We start from the raw sequence: 15,997 nt of genomic DNA, 5'->3' as shown, positions 1-15,997 counted from the left end.
CCTGGCGGGAGTGCGGAGTATAACAGAGGCTTTCCCGTATGCAGCCCATTCAACCGCTCAACGGTTCGATCGCTTCACATCCCGGCGCGTTCATGGATTCAGCAGGAACACCACATAGCCTCTGAACCAGGGGCTCGCTGCCAGGTAGTCGGGTGCCTGCCATTCACCGTTCTGTACCAGGCCGATGCGGAACGGCAGGCGCAGGCGTGCCACGCGCGGCAGGTAGCGACCGTACTCGGGGATGGTGTGGCGGCCCTGGTAGGTCTGCACCACCACTTCGTCCACCACCTGGGCCAGGCGATTGATCACCTCGGGGTCGCCGTTGCTGCCCCAGTCGAGCAGGCCGGTGATGCTCAGACGGTATTCAGCCGGCAGGCGCCGGCGCAGTGCCTGGAGGAAGTCGGCGTACTCGGCCAGGTAGAGGGTGCCGGCGTCGAAGTCGATCTGGATGCCGGTGACGGTATTGCCAGCACGCTTCCAGCGCGAAAGCTGAGCGAGCAGGGTCCGGTGCACGTCCTCGGTCCAGCGCAGGGTGTGGGCGCGATAGACCACCCAGATCTCGCCCTGGCGCAGGCGTGGTACGGCCATGCCCTGGGCGATGAAGCGCGCCGCCGGGTCGCCCGCGCGGCGCGGTCCGTCGATCTGGCCCTGGAGGATGTAGAGGGTCTTGGCCTTGGCCAGCAGGGGTTGCGGGCGCACGCCGCTCCACAGCCAGAAGGCGTCGTGGGTGGCGGCGTCGACCCGCTCGCTGGCGCCGATCAGCGGGCTGGCCAGGATCAGCCCGAGGGCCAGGGCTCTGGCGAACCCGAGGGGCATCACCAGTAGTACTTCAGCGCCTCGGCCCAGGTGCTCTTGGCGTAGCGCGTCTTCAGCGTCTGGAACCACTGCTTGCGCTGGGCCTTGCTGATGTCCTGGCCGTCGCAGGTGTTGTAGCCGGCGGGTGCGTAGCAGTTCACGGCACGGTACAGGGCGTAGGCGCGGTCGTTCTCGCTGGCCTTGGCATCGTCGATCACCGCCATGTAGCCGACCAGGCGGGAATACGGCTTGCCGGGGAACTGGCTGGCGGAGCCACCCAGTTCGTCCTTCGGCGGCTGGGTGTTGAGGCTGAAACCGTCGAAGCCGTTGGTGCGGATGAACTCGCCGAGGCAGTTGCCGGCCTGGGCGTCCTTGGCGTTGCCCTGCAGGCGGGTGGCCACCTCGGTCAGGCTCGGGCAGGCATAGCCGTCCTGCTGGCCGGTCCAGGCGAAACGGCCGACCGCCAGCTCGTTGCCGTCCTCGACCTTGGGCGTCGGGTTGGGGATCAGCGGCTGGTCCTTGAGGAAGGCGGCGTAGTCACCGAACACCAGGTCCTTGTAGAGCAGGGTGAATAGTGCGGTGTCGCGTTCGCGCTGCGGCGCGGCGCTGTCCACCGCCTGGCGGCGCAGCAGGTCGGCGGAGGCGACGTTGCGCAGGAGGATCTCGCGGATCGGCGCGGTGCGCACCGGCGAGTCGGCGGCGAACAGCGGGTCGACCTGGCCGGCGCGGGCGCGGTTGAGGGCGACGGCCAGCTCCAGTTGGCCGCGCTGAAGTTCGTTGGGGTGGCGTTGCAGCAGGCGCTGCCAGAGCGCGTAGGCGCTTTCGGCGTCCCCCTTGGCTTCCAGCGCCAGGCCGCGCAGGGTTTCCTGGCTGAAGGTGACCAGGTCCAGGCGTGCCTGCGGGTCTTCCGCCGGCAGGGCCGCGAGGGCCTTGGCGGCGTCGTGGCTCCGGTAGAAGTGCCAGGCAGCGACCAGGTAGGTATGCAGCGCCGGGCGGTCGGCGAAGCGCTGCTTCTGCGCCTGCAACTGCTCCAGGCTGATCAGCGGCGGCTCGCCTTCGGCCGGGCGGCGCAGGCGCATCAGATCGGCCATGGCCAGCAGGGCCGGGTCCTGCAGGTCCTCGGGCTTCAGCGCGGGCAGCAGCTTGATGTCCAGCTCTTCCACCAGTTGGGGCAGGTCGAGGTTGCGCTTGGCGTCGTCCTGGGCGAACTGCCAGGCAAATTCGGCAGCGAAGCGACGGTTGTCGTTCAGCAACCAGTAGATGCGGCGCAGCAGGCCGCGCGCGGAGGTGGCATAGGCGCCTTCCGGGTAGGCGGTGAGGTAGGCCTTGAATTCGTTGTCGCTGGCGTCCAGCAGGGCGCGGTCCACCTTGGTCAGGTCGGGGATGCCGAATTCGTCGAAGGCGCCTTCCTGGGCCTGGTTCAGCGAGACCCGCGCCTTCAGGTAAAGGGCGGCCTCCTTTAGCCAGGGCTGGGGGCTGTCGGCGAGTAGGGTGAAGCGTTCACGGGCTGTGCCGAAGTCACCCCGGTAGAAGGCGTCGGCACCTGTCAGGTAGGCGAGGTAGGCCTGGCCGTCGGCAGAGGTGACGGTACCGGCGGCCGGCAGTACGTCGGCCGGTTGCGGGTCGCCCTCGCCGCATACGCTGAGCAGGTTCACGCGGCTGGTGGCCAGGGCCTTGCGCTCTTCGGCGGACAGGCCGCCGGTGCTGGCCAACTGCCCGACGAAGGCCTGGGTGGTGTCCAGGTTGTTGGTACGGCAGCGGTTGCCTTCACCTTCGGCGAACTGCTGTTCGGCCAGGGCGCCGTCTTCCAGCTTCACGCCGATTTGCTCCAGGGCCAGGGCCAGGTTCTCCACGCGGGGCGAGACCGACTCGGTGGCGGTGGAGTCCGCTTCCGCCGGCGTTTCGGGGACTTCGCTCTCTGGGGTAGCGGGACTGAGCATGTCCAGGGCGAAGGGTGCCTGGGCGTAGCCACCTTCGTAATCGCTGGAGGGTTGCAGCGGGCTCGGCAGGCTCAGGCGGCCGGCGTCGGCGAGCAGCAGCTTGAGGTTGGCGCGGCTGTCGTTGCCTGGGCTGAGGAAGGGCAGGTTGCTGCAGGTGTTCAGGCTGTCTTCTACCAGCGCCCAGGTGGGGCTGCAGAAGAAGTCGAAGCTGGCGTGTGCAGCAGGGCTGGCGAGTCCGCCTAGGATCAGCAGCGGGAGGAGGCGTGGCGCGGTCTTCATGGCATCGTCCTTGGGGAGTAGGGGCCGGTGTGCTTCCACCACCCGCCCGGGTCTCTATGGGTATCGCTAAAGGCTGCCTGCGTTGTCATCCCCGCCCAGGTTTCCGGCGGCGCCCTAGCGGGGAAGCTTGAGGTTGTTCCAGATGGCGAGGCTGGGCTCGGCCTGGTTCAGGGTGTAGAAGTGCAGGCCCGGAGCGCCGCCTTGCAGCAGGCGTTCGCACATCTCGGTGATCACCTGCTCGCCGAAGGCCTGGATACTGGCTGTGTCGTCGGCGTAGGCCTCCAGTTGCTTGCGCACCCAGCGCGGGATTTCCGCGCCGCAGGCGTCGGAGAAGCGCGCCAGCTTGCTGTAGTTGGTGATCGGCATGATGCCCGGGACGATCGGGATCTCGACGCCTTGCTGGCGGGCGCGATCGACGAAGTAGAAGTAGCTGTCGGCATTGAAGAAGTACTGGGTGATGGCGCTGTCGGCGCCGGCCTTCACCTTGTTGACGAAGTGCTTGAGGTCTTCTTCGAAATTGCGTGCCTGGGGGTGTACCTCTGGGTAGGCGGCCACTTCGATGTGGAAGTGATCACCGGTCTCGGCGCGGATGAACGCCACCAGGTCGTTGGCGTGGCGGAGCTCGCCGCTGGCCATGCCCATGCCGGAGGGCAGGTCGCCGCGCAGGGCGACGATACGGCGGATGCCGGCGTCCTTGTAGTGGGCCAGCAGGGCGCGCAGTTCGGCCTTGCTGTCGCCGACGCAGGACAGGTGCGGGGCGGTCGGCACCTGGATCTCGCCATCCAGTTGCAGCACGGTCTGCAGGGTGCGGTCGCGGGTGGAACCGCCGGCGCCGTAGGTGCAGGAGAAGAAATCGGGGTTGTAGCCGGCGAAGGTGCGGGCAGTGGCCAGGAGCTTCTCGTGGCCGGCCTCGGTCTTCGCGGGGAAGAATTCGAAGCTGTAACGACGGTCTTGGGACATGGAAAGCAGTCTCGTTCCAGCGGCAGGCAGTGGACCGCGGGTGCGGCCCACTGCCTGGGGCTGTCAGTAGCGGTAGGTGTCCGGCTTGAACGGGCCGGAGGCGTCGACGCCGATGTAGTCGGCCTGCTGCTTGGTCAGTTGGGTGACCACGCCGCCGAAGCCCTTGACCATCTCCAGGGCCACTTCTTCGTCCAGCTTCTTGGGCAGGACTTCCACGGTCAGGCGCTCGGCTTTCTTCTCGGCAGAGAGGTCGGCGAACTTCTGTTCGAACAGGAAGATCTGCGCCAGTACCTGGTTGGCGAAGGAGCCGTCCATGATGCGGCTCGGGTGGCCGGTGGCGTTGCCCAGGTTCACCAGGCGGCCTTCGGCCAGCAGGATCAGGTAGTCGTCGTTGGCCGGATCGAAGCTGCCGGCGCCGGTGCGGTGGATCTTGTGCACCTGCGGCTTGACCTCTTCCCACGCCCAGTTCTTGCGCATGAAGGCGGTGTCGATCTCGTTGTCGAAGTGACCGATGTTGCACACCACGGCGCGCTTCTTCAGCGCCTTGAGCATGTGGGCGTCGCAGACGTTGACGTTGCCGGTGGTGGTGACGATCAGGTCGATCTTGCCCAGCAGGGCGGTGTCGATGCTGGCTTCGGTGCCGTCATTGATGCCGTCCTTGTAGGGGGAGACCAGCTCGAAGCCGTCCATGCAGGCCTGCATGGCGCAGATCGGGTCGATCTCGGAGACCTTCACGATCATGCCTTCCTGGCGCAGGGACTGGGCGGAGCCCTTGCCCACGTCACCGTAGCCGATCACCAGGGCCTGCTTGCCGGACAGCAGGTGGTCGGTGCCGCGCTTGATGGCGTCGTTCAGGCTGTGGCGGCAGCCGTACTTGTTGTCGTTCTTGCTCTTGGTGACCGCGTCGTTGACGTTGATCGCCGGGACTTTCAGGGTGCCCGCCTTGAGCATGTCCAGCAGGCGGTGAACGCCGGTGGTGGTCTCTTCGGTGATGCCGTGGATCCTGTCCAGCATCTGCGGGTACTTCTTGTGCAGGATCTCGGTCAGGTCACCGCCGTCGTCCAGCACCATGTTGGCGTCCCAGGGCTTGCCGTCCTTGAGGATGGTCTGCTCGATGCACCACTCGTACTCCTGCTCGGTCTCGCCCTTCCAGGCGAACACCGGGATGCCGGCGGCGGCGATGGCGGCAGCGGCCTGGTCCTGGGTGGAGAAGATGTTGCAGGACGACCAGCGCACTTCGGCGCCCAGGGCGACCAGGGTCTCGATCAGCACGCCGGTCTGGATGGTCATGTGGATGCAGCCGAGGATCTTCGCGCCTTTCAGCGGTTGGCTGGCGGCGTACTTGCGACGCAGGCCCATCAGGGCCGGCATCTCGGACTCGGCGATGGTCAGTTCCTTGCGGCCCCAGTCGGCCAGGGAAATGTCGGCGACCTTGTAATCGTTGAAATCGGCAGGCGTGATGACAGCGCTCATGCGAACTCTCCATTCGTTGGGTGCGAATGGGCGCCGTTGATGCGTTTGGGGAACGCCCCATCCGAGCCTGACAGGCGCCATCGAAGACAGCCCTGCTGCAGCGCCCCTCGGACAGGTGGCGGGAACGGCCCGGTGGGCCGTTTGAAGCGGTGGAGATTATAGCGGCCCGAACGGCACTCCCCAAGGCTTTCCGTCTGCTGCTATCGAGGCGATTGAGCGCGTCGCTTGGACGAGCCGACAGCGCCCTGCGATCATCGCGCCGTCACTCGCCAACCGGAGGGATTCCATGAATTTCCACACCCGCAAATGGGTCAAGCCCGAGGACCTCAACCCCAACGGCACGCTGTTCGGCGGCAGCCTGCTGAAGTGGATCGACGAGGAGGCCGCCATCTACGCCATCATCCAACTGGGCAGCCAGCGGGTGGTGACCAAGCTGATGTCGGAAATCAATTTCGTCAGCTCTGCGCGCCAGGGCGACATCATCGAGTTGGGCATCACCGCCACCGAGTTCGGCCGCACCTCCCTGACCTTGCGCTGCGAAGTGCGCAACAAGATCACCCGCAAGAGCATCCTCACCATCGACCGCATGGTCTTCGTCAACCTCGGCGACGACGGCAAGCCCGCGGCCCACGGCAAGACCGAAATCACCTACATCCGCGACCAGTTCAAGGAATAGCGCCGGATTGGCCGCCGTGCCGCGACCCCGGTTGCGGCGGCCATGGACAGCCCCGGCCAGGGCTGGGAGGCTCCGTGCTCCCCTTGCTGACTGGAGCCCGCCATGACCCTTGCCTACTGGTGCCTGCTGATCGCCCTGTTCCTGCCCTACCTCTCCACGGGGGTGGCGAAGTTCACCGGGGGTGATTTCGGGCCCCGGCAGAACCACGACCCACGCACCTTCCTCGCCGGCCTCACCGGCTGGCGCAAGCGTGCCGACAACGCCCAGCACAACGCCTTTGAGGTCACGCCGGCCTTCGCTGCCGCGCTGCTGGCCGCCCACCAGATCGGCCAGGCGCCGCAGCAGACCCTCGACCTGCTGGCCGTAGGCTTCGTGGTCAGCCGCGTGGTGTATTTCGTCTGCTACCTGGCGGACTGGGCGCTGCTGCGTTCGCTGGTGTGGTTCGCTGGCATGGCCCTGATCGCCGCGTTCTTCTTCGTGTCCGCCTGATGGGCGACGCCGCCGGGCGCACAGGGCTGCGACAAACTGTCGCCACCCTTGGTATTTACCCGGTGGGTGTCGATACTGTGCGCCCCGCCGCCAGTTGTACGGTGCACCGCTCCCATGAAGAAGATCCCGGCCCTGATCCTGCTTTCCGCCTGCATTGCCCTCAGCGCATGCGGCGGTGTCGATCCCAACTCTCCGCTGGGCAAGCGCCAGGCGCTGTTCAAGCAGATGCTCCATGTCAGCGAAGACATGGGCGGCATGTTGCGCGGGCGGGTGACCTTCGACGAGCAGAAGTTCGCCGACAACGCCAAGCAGTTGGACCAGTTGGCCCACCAGCCTTGGCAGCACTTCCCCCAGGTGCGCGAGGATGAGCACGGCAGCGATGCTCGTGACGAGGTGTGGCAGCGCCAGGAGCGCTTCCAGACCCTGGCTCGTGAGCTGGAGGCCGCCACCGGCCAACTGGCGACCGCCACGGTCAACCGCCCGCTGCAGCCCCAGGTCATGGCGCCGCTGGTGCAGAAGGTGGAAGACGCCTGCGAGGCCTGCCACAAGGAATTCCGCGCCTACTGAACCGGCGTGAACCCCTCCACGCCCGCCGCTCCCAGGCGGGCGGCCAGGTCGGCGACCTGCGGATGATGAAAGAACGCCTTTAGCTGCGCGGCCCGCTTCGGGCCCACGCCGGGGCGCTTTCGCCAATCGGCCTCATCGAGCGCGGCCAGCGCTCGCCAGTTTTCTCCTTCAGCGACGGTATGCCCCGGCGGTGCCCCCAGTGCCTTCAGCCAGTCGGCGAATGGCCGGCGCAGGGCCCGCTCCCGGGCTTCGTGGAAGGCCTGGCTGCGCGTGTGGGAAAAGCCCGGCACCGTGTCGAGGCGGGTGGTTTCCAGGTCCAGCCAGTCCAGCAGCCCCTCCAGCTTTCCGGCCTGCAGCAACTGTTCCCAGGTGCCGGTGCCGATACCGCGCATGTCCAGCCCCTGCTTGCCCGATAGCCAGTCCAGGCGGGCGAGGAACTGGGGACGGCACATGGCCTCCGGCGTCCAGCAGCTCAGGGGGTGGAACAGCGCCGGGTCGGGCGCGTCCGGTGCCGGGCGTTCCGCCGCGCGGGTCACCACCGCGTCCACCCTCGGAATGGTCAGTCCGGCCAGTGCGACCGATACCCGATCACCGGGGCGGACGTCCAGCGCCTGCCAGCGTTCCAGGGAGCCCAGGCCGACACGCTGGATGCGCCGGTCCTCCAGGGTGACCGGCTCCAGGTGCAGCAGGGGTGTGATGCGCCCGGTGCGGCCGATGCGGAACTCCACCCGGCGTACTTCGGCCAGTGCCTGGGCGAAGGGGTACTTCCAGGCCACCGCCCAGTGGGGCGGTCGTGGCTCCCAGGTGTGTGGTGCCGGTGCGCGACCCTGGCGCACCACGATGCCGTCGCTGGCGAAGGGCAGGGGCGAGCGGTACCACTGCTCGCGCCACTGTTCGACCTCGACGGCGCTGTGCACCGGGCGGGTCAGCCGACGGGTGTCGTCCAGGCCCAGTTGTGCCAGGCGATTGAGCCGCGCCGCCATCTCGGCCGGGCCGCCGGGCCAATCCCAGACGAACAGGCCAATGCCTGCTGCGTCCTCGTCATTCAGTCGCTGGCGTGCCATCAGCCCGGCGACCCGCCCCCGCGCACCCTGGCCGCCTGCTTGTGCCTGCACGTGGCCGGGGCGTTTCCAGTACAGCTCACCCTGCAGGACCTGCCGCCCGGCCAGCCCTGGCAGTTCGGCGGGGACCGCCGGCAACTGGCGGGCGCGGGCCGTCCAGTCTTCGCCCTGGCGCCCGTCGCCCCGGCTGATCGCCTGCTCCAGATGGCCGTCCCGGTACACCAGGGTCACGGCCACGCCGTCCACTTTCGGTTGCACCCAGAGGTCCTCGCGCCCCCGCATCCAGCGAGCGAGGGCGTTGGCGTCGACCAGCTTGTCGAGGCCGGTCTGGGGCACCGGGTGCAACTGCTTGCCGCCAGCGCCGTCGAGGGGGGCGGCCGGGGCGCCGGCGACGGAGGGGAAGCACCGGCCGAGTCGGCCGCGTTCGGCCAGCACCTGGTCGTACAGCTCGTCGGCCACCGGTGAATGCCCTTCGAGGTGATAGGCCTGGTTCCAGGCGGTGAGCTGGGTGTCGAGGGCGGTGAGTTCCTGGCGGGCCTTGTCTACGGGCCAGTCCGGGCAGGAGGGGGTGGCGAAAGTGGCGAAGGGGAAGGTCAGCAGGAGCAGCAGGGCGGGGGTGCGCATGGTGTCTCCAATGACCGCGTCCTGGCGAGGTTACGGCCGATGCCGCCGGTCGCGGAGGGGAATGGTGGCGTGGAGAAGTGCATGGAAGGGCAGGGCGCCGGGCGCCCTGCCCTGGGGCGTCAGCCCTCGCTGGCGTCGTCGGGGGTGCCGCAGGCGTCGTCCAGGTGCTTGCTCACCTCGTTCTTCACCGAACCCAGCAGGGAGGCGGCCAGGCCGCCGCCTTTCCCCGATCCGTCCTTCTCGGCTTGCAGTTCGGCACGCTGCTTGTCACAAGCGTCCTTCCTGGCTTGCTCCAACTGCCCTTGCAGCTCGTCTGCCTGGACGCTGCCCAGGGTGGTTGCCAGGCCGGCGGCTGCCAGCAATGCCATCAACTTCTGCATGTCGTTCTCTCTCCTTGAATTGCCGGACGCAATGTCCCGCCGCGTCGTCCGGGCATACAGGGATGCGGCGGGGGCGCCAGTCTCGTCGAGGGGGCGTGCTTTGTGGGCCGAGAGGGTTGTGGGAAAGCGCCGGTGAGCGCGCGGGGCGTTGGGTGGTGTGCCGGCAGAGTGAGTGCAAACAAAAAGCCCCGCACGGTGGCGGGGCTTTTCGCTTTGCGTCGGCTTAGAGGCCGGCGGCGGCACGCAGGGCGTCGACCTTGTCGGTCTTCTCCCAGGTGAAGGTGCTGAAGGTGTCGTTGCCGACGGTCTTCTGCTGCGGGGTGCGGCCGAAGTGGCCGTATGCGGCGGTCTCGCGGTACATCGGGTGGAGCAGGTCGAGCATCTTGGTGATGGCGTAGGGACGCAGGTCGAACACCTCACGTACCAGCTTGATGATCGTGTCTTCGGCGATCTTGTGGGTGCCGAAGGTGTTGATCGAGATGGAGGTGGGCTGGGCCACGCCGATGGCGTAGGAGACCTGGATCTCGCAGCGGTCGGCCAGGCCGGCGGCGACGATGTTCTTGGCCACGTAGCGACCGGCGTAGGCAGCGGAACGGTCCACCTTGGACGGGTCCTTGCCGGAGAAGGCGCCGCCGCCGTGGCGTGCCATGCCGCCGTAGGAGTCGACGATGATCTTGCGGCCGGTCAGGCCGCAGTCGCCCACCGGACCGCCGATCACGAAGTTGCCGGTCGGGTTGATGTGGAACTGGGTGTCCTTGTGCAGCAGCTCGGCGGGCAGGCAGTGCTTGATGATCAGCTCCATCACGCCTTCGCGCAGGTCAGCCATGGACACTTCGGGGTTGTGCTGGGTGGAGAGCACGACCGCGTCGATGCCGGCGACCTTGCCGTTCTCGTAGCGGCAGGTGACCTGGCTCTTGGCGTCCGGGCGCAGCCACGGCAGCAGGCCGGACTTGCGGGCCTCGGCCTGGCGCTCGACCAGGGCGTGGGAGAAGCGGATCGGGGCCGGCATCAGCACGTCGGTTTCGTTGCTGGCGTAGCCGAACATCAGGCCCTGGTCACCGGCGCCCTGGTCTTCCGGCTTGGAGCGGTCGACGCCCTGGGCGATGTCCACGGACTGCTTGCCGATGATGTTGATCACGCCGCAGGTGGAGCCGTCGAATCCGACGTTGGAGCTGGTGTAGCCGATGTCGTTGATCACGTCGCGGACGATCTGCTCGAGGTCGACCCAGGCGCTGGTGGTCACTTCGCCGGCGACGATGGCGACACCGGTCTTCACCAGGGTTTCCACGGCCACGCGGGCGTGCTTGTCCTGCTCGATGATGGCGTCGAGGACGGCATCGGAAATCTGGTCGGCGATCTTGTCCGGATGGCCTTCGGACACGGATTCGGAGGTAAACAGGGAGTATTCGCTCATCTATCGGTTTCCTTTACTACCGGTGGGTGAGGTCGCTTCGCGAGTCCGGTTTGGCGAAGTGCCGCACCTGAATCTGAAAGCCGTTCTTCAAGCCAATGTAGAGGCTCTCGCCGGGCGTGAGCCCCGCGGCATCGGCCCAACGGGCCAAATCGTCCTGTTCGAAGCCCAACCAGAGATCGCCGCAGGCCTCCCTGGCCCAACTCTGGTTGTGGCTGCACAACTCGGTTACCAGCAGAGCGCCGCCGGGTAGCAGGTGGCGGGCCAGCTGTTTCAGGGCCTCGGCCGGGGCGGCGAAATGGTGCAGGACCATGTTCAGCACCACACAGTCGGCGGCTTCCTGTTCATCATCCAGGGCATCGGCGAGCTTCAGCTCGACGTTCCCCAGTCCTTCGGCGTCGCAGCGCAGGCGCGCCAGCTCCAGCATCGCCGGGCTGTTGTCCAGCGCGACCACCTGCTGGAAGCGGCGGGCGAGGTCCGGCAGGAACCCGCCATCGCCCGGGCCGATCTCCACGGCGCTGGCCGTCTCGGGCAGTCGCAGCGCGTCCAGCAGTGCCAGCACACTGTCACGGTATTGCGGCAGTCCTGCGATCAGGTCCTGTTGGGCCTGAAACTTCTCCGCCGTGCGGGCGAAGAACTCGCGGCTGGCGGCTTCACGTCGCGCGTGCACCTCGGCAATGCGGCCCAGTACGTCGTCCGGCAGCGCCAGGGCATCCACCTCGACCAGCAGGGCGGCGTGCAGGGCGCCACCCAGGCTGTCGCTGCGGGCGATGGCGCGGCGGTAGAAGATCGCGTTGCCTTCGCGGCGCGTCGCCACCAGCCCGGCCTGGGCCAATACCTTGAGGTGATGGCTCATGCCCGATTGGCCGATGGCGAAGATCTGCGCCAGCTCCAGTACGCCGAACGAATCGTTGGCCAGCGCCCGTAGCACGTTCAGCCGCAGCGGATCGCCGCCGGCCTTGCACAGGGCGGCCAGCTCGTCGCAATCGTCATGGCGGATCTGGGGCACGCGCAGGTTCATGGAGGCGCAGTCTAGTCAGCGCTCCCCTGGCTCGCAATCCCAATATCAAGATTCTTTGATATTGCTGATCGGCGGCGTCTGGCCATCCAGGGCCAGCGCCAGGAAGGCCGCCGGCGCCGGGGCCAGGCTGCGGCCCGGCAGCCAGAGCACGTGCAGTTCGCGCTCGATGTGCAGGTCGTCCACCGCCAGGGCGACCAGGCGCCCCGCTGCCAGCTCGTCCGCCACGGCCCGGCGGGACAGCCAGGCCAGGCCGGGGCCCTGGGCCACCAGGTGCTTCAGCGCCTCGGTACTGCCGATCGCCAGGCGCGGGTCGGTGCCGAGGCCGTGGGCGTGGTAGGCCTGCTCGATGCTGGCGCGGGTGCCGGAGCCCTCCTCCCGCAGGTACAGCGGGTAGTCGGTCAGGTCGCGGGCGCGGAGGGTGCCTCGCTGAGCCAGGGGGTGATCGGGGGCGCACACCGCCACCAGGCTGTCCTGCTCCAGGCGCTGGAAGGCGCAGGCCTGGCGGTCGAATTCACCTTCCACGAAGCCAAGGGCGATGCGCTGGTCCTGCAGGTCGCGGAGGATGCTGCGGGTGTTGTCCACCCGCAGCTCGACGCGGATCTGCGGGTGGGCCTGGTGGAAGCGGGCGATCAACGGCGGCAGCACGTAGCTGCCGAGGGTGGCGCTGGCGCCCAGGTGCAGCTCGCCATCGCCCAGCCCGGCGAAGGCCTGCAGCTCGCGCTCAGCGGCCTGCTCCAGGGCGAAGATGCGCTCGGCATAGGCCAGCAGACGCTGGCCGGCTTCGGTCAGGGCTACGCCCCTGGGTTGGCGATCGAACAGTGGCAGGCCCAGGCGCCCCTCCAGCTCGCGGATTTCCCGCGTGACGGCCGGCTGGCTGATGTGCAGGCGCTCGGCGCCAGCGCTGATGGCGCCGGTCTCGGCGACGGCGAGGAAGACCTTGAGGTGATGCAGATTCATAAATGAAAGGTATGTCTGGTATATCGAGGATGTATTTTTCGTATAGCACGCCCGGTCGTATCGTGCAGGCATCGTCTGACACGGGACCACCCGACCGGAGCCGCCATGCCTCGCCCCTTCACCCGCCTCGATCATCCCAGCGCCCTGGTGCGCCACTTCATCCCCGGCTGGTTCGCCGTGACCATGGGCACTGGCGTGCTGGCGCTGGTGCTCGGCAACCTGCCGGGCCCCTTGGTTGCCTTGCGGCCGCTGGGGGAGGTGGTCTGGGCGCTGGACCTGGTGCTGTTCCTGGCCTTCAGCCTGCTGTTCATCGGTCGCCTGGTGGCGTTCCCGGAAACCGTCGGGCCCATGCTGGCGCACCCGGTCCAGTCGATGTTCCTGGGGGCCATCCCCATGGGGCTGGCAACGCTGATCAACGGGCTGGTGCTCTACGGCGGCCCGCGCTGGGGCGAGGCGGCCTATGCCCTGGCCCACGGGCTGTGGTGGCTGGACATGCTGCTGGCCCTGGGCAGTGCCCTCTTGGTGCCGTACCTGATGTTCACCCACCAGCGCCATGCCCTGGAGTCCCTGACGGCGGTGTGGCTGCTACCCATCGTCGCACCCGAGGTGGCGGCGGCGAGCGCCGGGGTGCTGGCCCCGCACCTGGCCCCGGAGCTGGCCCGGCCGTTGCTGGTGAGCGGCTACCTGCTGTGGGGCCTGTCCCTGACCCTGGCTTTCTCCCTGATCACCCTGGTGCTGCTGCGCCTGGCCCTGCACAAGTTGCCGGACACCGCCTTCGCCGCCACCAGCTGGCTGCCCCTGGGGCCGCTGGCCACCGGCTGCCTGGGACTGATGACCCTGGGCCACGCGGCCCCGGCAGCGTTTGCCGGTACGCATCTGGAAGGGCTGGGCACCCTGGCGCCCGCCGCTGGCCTGATGGGCGCATTCGTGCTCTGGGGCGCCGGGTTCTGGTGGCTGGTGATCGCCCTGCTGTTCACCCTGCATTACCGGCGCCAGCGCATGGCCTTCAATCTGGGGTGGTGGGGCTTCACCTTCCCCCTTGGGGTGTTCGCCCTGGCCAGCCTGGAGCTGCAGCGGCAGACCGATGTGGCCGCCTTCGGGGCCTTCGGACTGCTGCTGGCCGCCGGCCTGGCGATGGTCTGGGTCCTGGTGATGCGCCGCACGCTGGCTGGTCTGTGGCACGGTGAGCTGTTCCGTGCGCCCTGCCTGAACAGCCCGGCCTGAGGGAAGCTGCGCCTCTTCGACCATCTGTCATTGCCCCGAGCCTGCCCGCTGGGCGAAAATAGCCGCCTTTTTTCGTTCAGCGTCATTCAACCCGCAGGAGATCAGCGATGCCCAGCCGTCGTGAGCGTGCCAATGCCATTCGTGCCCTCAGCATGGATGCGGTGCAAAAAGCCAACAGCGGCCACCCCGGCGCCCCCATGGGCATGGCCGATATCGCCGAAGTGCTCTGGCGTGACTACATGCAGCACAACCCGAGCAACCCGCAGTGGGCCAACCGCGACCGCTTCGTGCTGTCAAACGGCCACGGTTCGATGCTCATCTATTCCCTGCTGCACCTGACCGGTTACGACCTGTCCATCGATGACCTGAAGAACTTCCGCCAACTGCACAGCCGCACCCCGGGCCACCCGGAGTACGGCTACACCGCCGGCGTCGAGACCACCACCGGCCCGCTGGGCCAGGGCATTGCCAACGCCGTGGGTTTCGCCATCGCCGAGAAGGTGCTGGCCGCCCAGTTCAACCGCGAAGGCCACGCCATCGTCGACCACCACACCTACGTGTTCCTGGGCGACGGTTGCATGATGGAAGGCATCTCCCACGAGGTCTGCTCCCTGGCCGGCACCCTGGGCCTGGGCAAGCTGATCGCCTTCTACGACGACAACGGCATCTCCATCGATGGCGAAGTCCACGGCTGGTTCAGCGACGACACGCCGAAGCGCTTCGAAGCCTACGGCTGGCAGGTGATCCGCAATGTCGACGGCCATGACGCCGAAGAGATCCGCACCGCCATCGAGACCGCGCGCAAGGCCACCGACCGCCCGACCCTGATCTGCTGCAAGACCGTGATCGGCTTCGGCTCGCCGAACAAGCAGGGCAAGGAGGAGTGCCACGGCGCGCCCCTGGGCAACGACGAGATCGCCCTGACCCGCGCCACCCTGGGCTGGAACCACGGCCCGTTCGAAATCCCCGCCGACATCTATGCCGAGTGGGACGCCAAGGCCGCCGGTGCTGCCCGCGAGAGCGAGTGGAATCAGCGCTTTGCCGCCTACGCCGCTGCTCACCCGGAGCTGGCCGCCGAGTTCGAGCGCCGCATCAAGGGCGAACTGCCGGCCGACTTCGCCGAGAAGGCCGCTGCCTACGTCGCTGAAGTGGCCGCCAAGGGCGAGACCATCGCCAGCCGCAAGGCCAGCCAGAACGCCCTGAACGCCTTCGGCCCGCTGCTGCCCGAGTTCCTCGGCGGCTCCGCCGACCTGGCCGGCTCCAACCTGACCCTGTGGAAAGGCTGCAAGGGCGTCTCCGCCGATGACGCCGCCGGCAACTACCTGTTCTACGGCGTCCGTGAGTTCGGCATGAGCGCCATCATGAACGGCATCGCCCTGCACGGCGGCTTCATCCCCTACGGCGCGACCTTCCTGATCTTCATGGAATACGCCCGCAACGCCGTGCGCATGTCCGCCCTGATGAAGCAGCGCGTGCTCTACGTCTTCACCCACGACTCCATCGGTCTGGGCGAAGACGGCCCGACCCACCAGCCCATCGAGCAGCTCACCAGCCTGCGTTCGACCCCGAACCTGGACACCTGGCGCCCCGCCGACGCGGTGGAATCCGCCGTGGCCTGGAAAGCCGCCATCGAGCGCAAGGACGGCCCGAGCGCGCTGATCTTCTCCCGCCAGAACCTGCCTCACCAGGCCCGTGATGCTGCCCAACTGGCCGACATCGCCCGAGGTGGCTACGTGCTCAAGGACAGCGTCGGCGAGCCCGAGCTGATCCTCATCGCCACCGGTTCCGAAGTGGGCCTGGCGGTGCAGGCCCATGACGCCCTGACCGCTGCCGGCCGCAAGGTGCGCGTGGTGTCGATGCCGTCCACCAGCCTGTTCGACCAGCAGGACGCCGCCTACAAGCAGGCCGTGCTGCCGGTCCAGGTGGGCGCGCGCATCGCCATCGAAGCCGCCCACGCCGACTACTGGTACAAGTACGTGGGCCTGGAAGGCCGCGTGATCGGCATGACCAGCTTCGGTGAGTCCGCCCCCGCGCCGGCGCTGTTCGAGCATTTCGGCTTCACCGTCGACAACATCGTCGCCACCGCCGAAGAACTGCTGGACGTCTGACCTGCACGGACCCGGGCCGTCATGGCCCGGGT

General features: G+C 67.8%; 14 protein-coding genes and 1 riboswitch. Of the genes, 5 read left to right on the top strand and 9 right to left on the bottom strand.

Annotation, left to right across the window (positions count from 1 at the left end):
- Positions 1–90: 90 nt before the first annotated feature.
- From A7D27_RS13265 to ahcY, 4 genes are all read right to left on the bottom strand, one after another.
- A complete protein-coding gene (locus A7D27_RS13265) occupies positions 91–816 on the bottom strand; it encodes a DUF3142 domain-containing protein (RefSeq protein WP_069565163.1) in 726 nt (241 codons plus the stop codon).
- Entirely contained in the window at positions 816–3,014 is a 2,199-nt protein-coding gene (locus A7D27_RS13260; protein ID WP_069565162.1) for a hypothetical protein, read from the bottom strand. The genes A7D27_RS13265 and A7D27_RS13260 overlap by 1 nt, the downstream gene beginning before the upstream one ends.
- Positions 3,015–3,128: 114 nt before the next feature.
- Positions 3,129–3,974 carry a methylenetetrahydrofolate reductase [NAD(P)H] gene (gene metF, locus A7D27_RS13255; RefSeq protein WP_069559171.1) on the bottom strand — a complete coding sequence of 282 codons (846 nt, stop codon included), beginning with the start codon at positions 3,972–3,974 and terminating at the stop codon, positions 3,129–3,131.
- A gap of 63 nt (positions 3,975–4,037) precedes the next feature.
- A complete protein-coding gene (gene ahcY / locus A7D27_RS13250) occupies positions 4,038–5,447 on the bottom strand; it encodes an adenosylhomocysteinase (RefSeq protein ID WP_069565161.1) in 1,410 nt (469 codons plus the stop codon).
- A gap of 21 nt (positions 5,448–5,468) precedes the next feature.
- Positions 5,469–5,562, bottom strand: a riboswitch (S-adenosyl-L-homocysteine riboswitch).
- Positions 5,563–5,733: 171 nt separating this feature from the next.
- Here ahcY and A7D27_RS13245 point away from each other — a divergent pair.
- From A7D27_RS13245 to A7D27_RS13235, 3 genes are all read left to right on the top strand, one after another.
- Entirely contained in the window at positions 5,734–6,123 is a 390-nt protein-coding gene (locus A7D27_RS13245; RefSeq protein ID WP_044403527.1) for an acyl-CoA thioesterase, read from the top strand.
- Between the two features lie 102 nt (positions 6,124–6,225).
- Complete coding sequence (locus tag A7D27_RS13240) at positions 6,226–6,612, top strand: MAPEG family protein (protein ID WP_069565160.1); 387 nt, start codon at positions 6,226–6,228, stop codon at positions 6,610–6,612.
- Positions 6,613–6,726: 114 nt separating this feature from the next.
- Positions 6,727–7,179, top strand: coding sequence for a cytochrome c (locus A7D27_RS13235; RefSeq protein WP_069565159.1), 453 nt, complete (start codon positions 6,727–6,729; stop codon positions 7,177–7,179).
- Here A7D27_RS13235 and ligB read toward each other — a convergent pair.
- The 5 genes from ligB to A7D27_RS13210 form a co-directional block, all read right to left on the bottom strand.
- Positions 7,173–8,864 (bottom strand): NAD-dependent DNA ligase LigB, encoded by a 1,692-nt coding sequence (gene ligB, locus A7D27_RS13230; protein ID WP_069565158.1) that lies wholly within the window; start codon positions 8,862–8,864, stop codon positions 7,173–7,175. The genes A7D27_RS13235 and ligB overlap by 7 nt on opposite strands.
- Before the next feature lie 119 nt (positions 8,865–8,983).
- Positions 8,984–9,244 carry a hypothetical protein gene (locus tag A7D27_RS13225; protein ID WP_069565157.1) on the bottom strand — a complete coding sequence of 87 codons (261 nt, stop codon included), beginning with the start codon at positions 9,242–9,244 and terminating at the stop codon, positions 8,984–8,986.
- Positions 9,245–9,467: 223 nt separating this feature from the next.
- Positions 9,468–10,658, bottom strand: coding sequence for a methionine adenosyltransferase (gene metK, locus A7D27_RS13220; RefSeq protein WP_069559164.1), 1,191 nt, complete (start codon positions 10,656–10,658; stop codon positions 9,468–9,470).
- Positions 10,659–10,674: 16 nt separating this feature from the next.
- Positions 10,675–11,676, bottom strand: a complete 1,002-nt coding sequence (locus A7D27_RS13215) for a metalloregulator ArsR/SmtB family transcription factor (RefSeq protein WP_069559163.1) — start codon at positions 11,674–11,676, stop codon at positions 10,675–10,677.
- 45 nt (positions 11,677–11,721) lie between these two features.
- Positions 11,722–12,633 (bottom strand): LysR family transcriptional regulator, encoded by a 912-nt coding sequence (locus A7D27_RS13210; RefSeq protein ID WP_069565156.1) that lies wholly within the window; start codon positions 12,631–12,633, stop codon positions 11,722–11,724.
- A gap of 105 nt (positions 12,634–12,738) precedes the next feature.
- On the opposite strand from A7D27_RS13210, the gene A7D27_RS13205 reads away from it, so the two are divergent.
- Both A7D27_RS13205 and tkt read left to right on the top strand, forming a co-directional pair.
- Positions 12,739–13,857, top strand: a complete 1,119-nt coding sequence (locus tag A7D27_RS13205) for a TDT family transporter (RefSeq protein ID WP_069559161.1) — start codon at positions 12,739–12,741, stop codon at positions 13,855–13,857.
- A 107-nt stretch (positions 13,858–13,964) separates the two neighbouring features.
- Positions 13,965–15,965, top strand: coding sequence for a transketolase (gene tkt, locus A7D27_RS13200; protein WP_069565155.1), 2,001 nt, complete (start codon positions 13,965–13,967; stop codon positions 15,963–15,965).
- Positions 15,966–15,997 lie beyond the last annotated feature (32 nt).

Source organism: Pseudomonas sp. 1D4 (assembly GCF_001728925.1).
GTDB classification, from domain to species: domain Bacteria; phylum Pseudomonadota; class Gammaproteobacteria; order Pseudomonadales; family Pseudomonadaceae; genus Metapseudomonas; species Metapseudomonas otitidis.
Note: the sequence above shows the minus strand (reverse complement) of the source record. Positions and strands in the feature narration are given on the sequence as shown.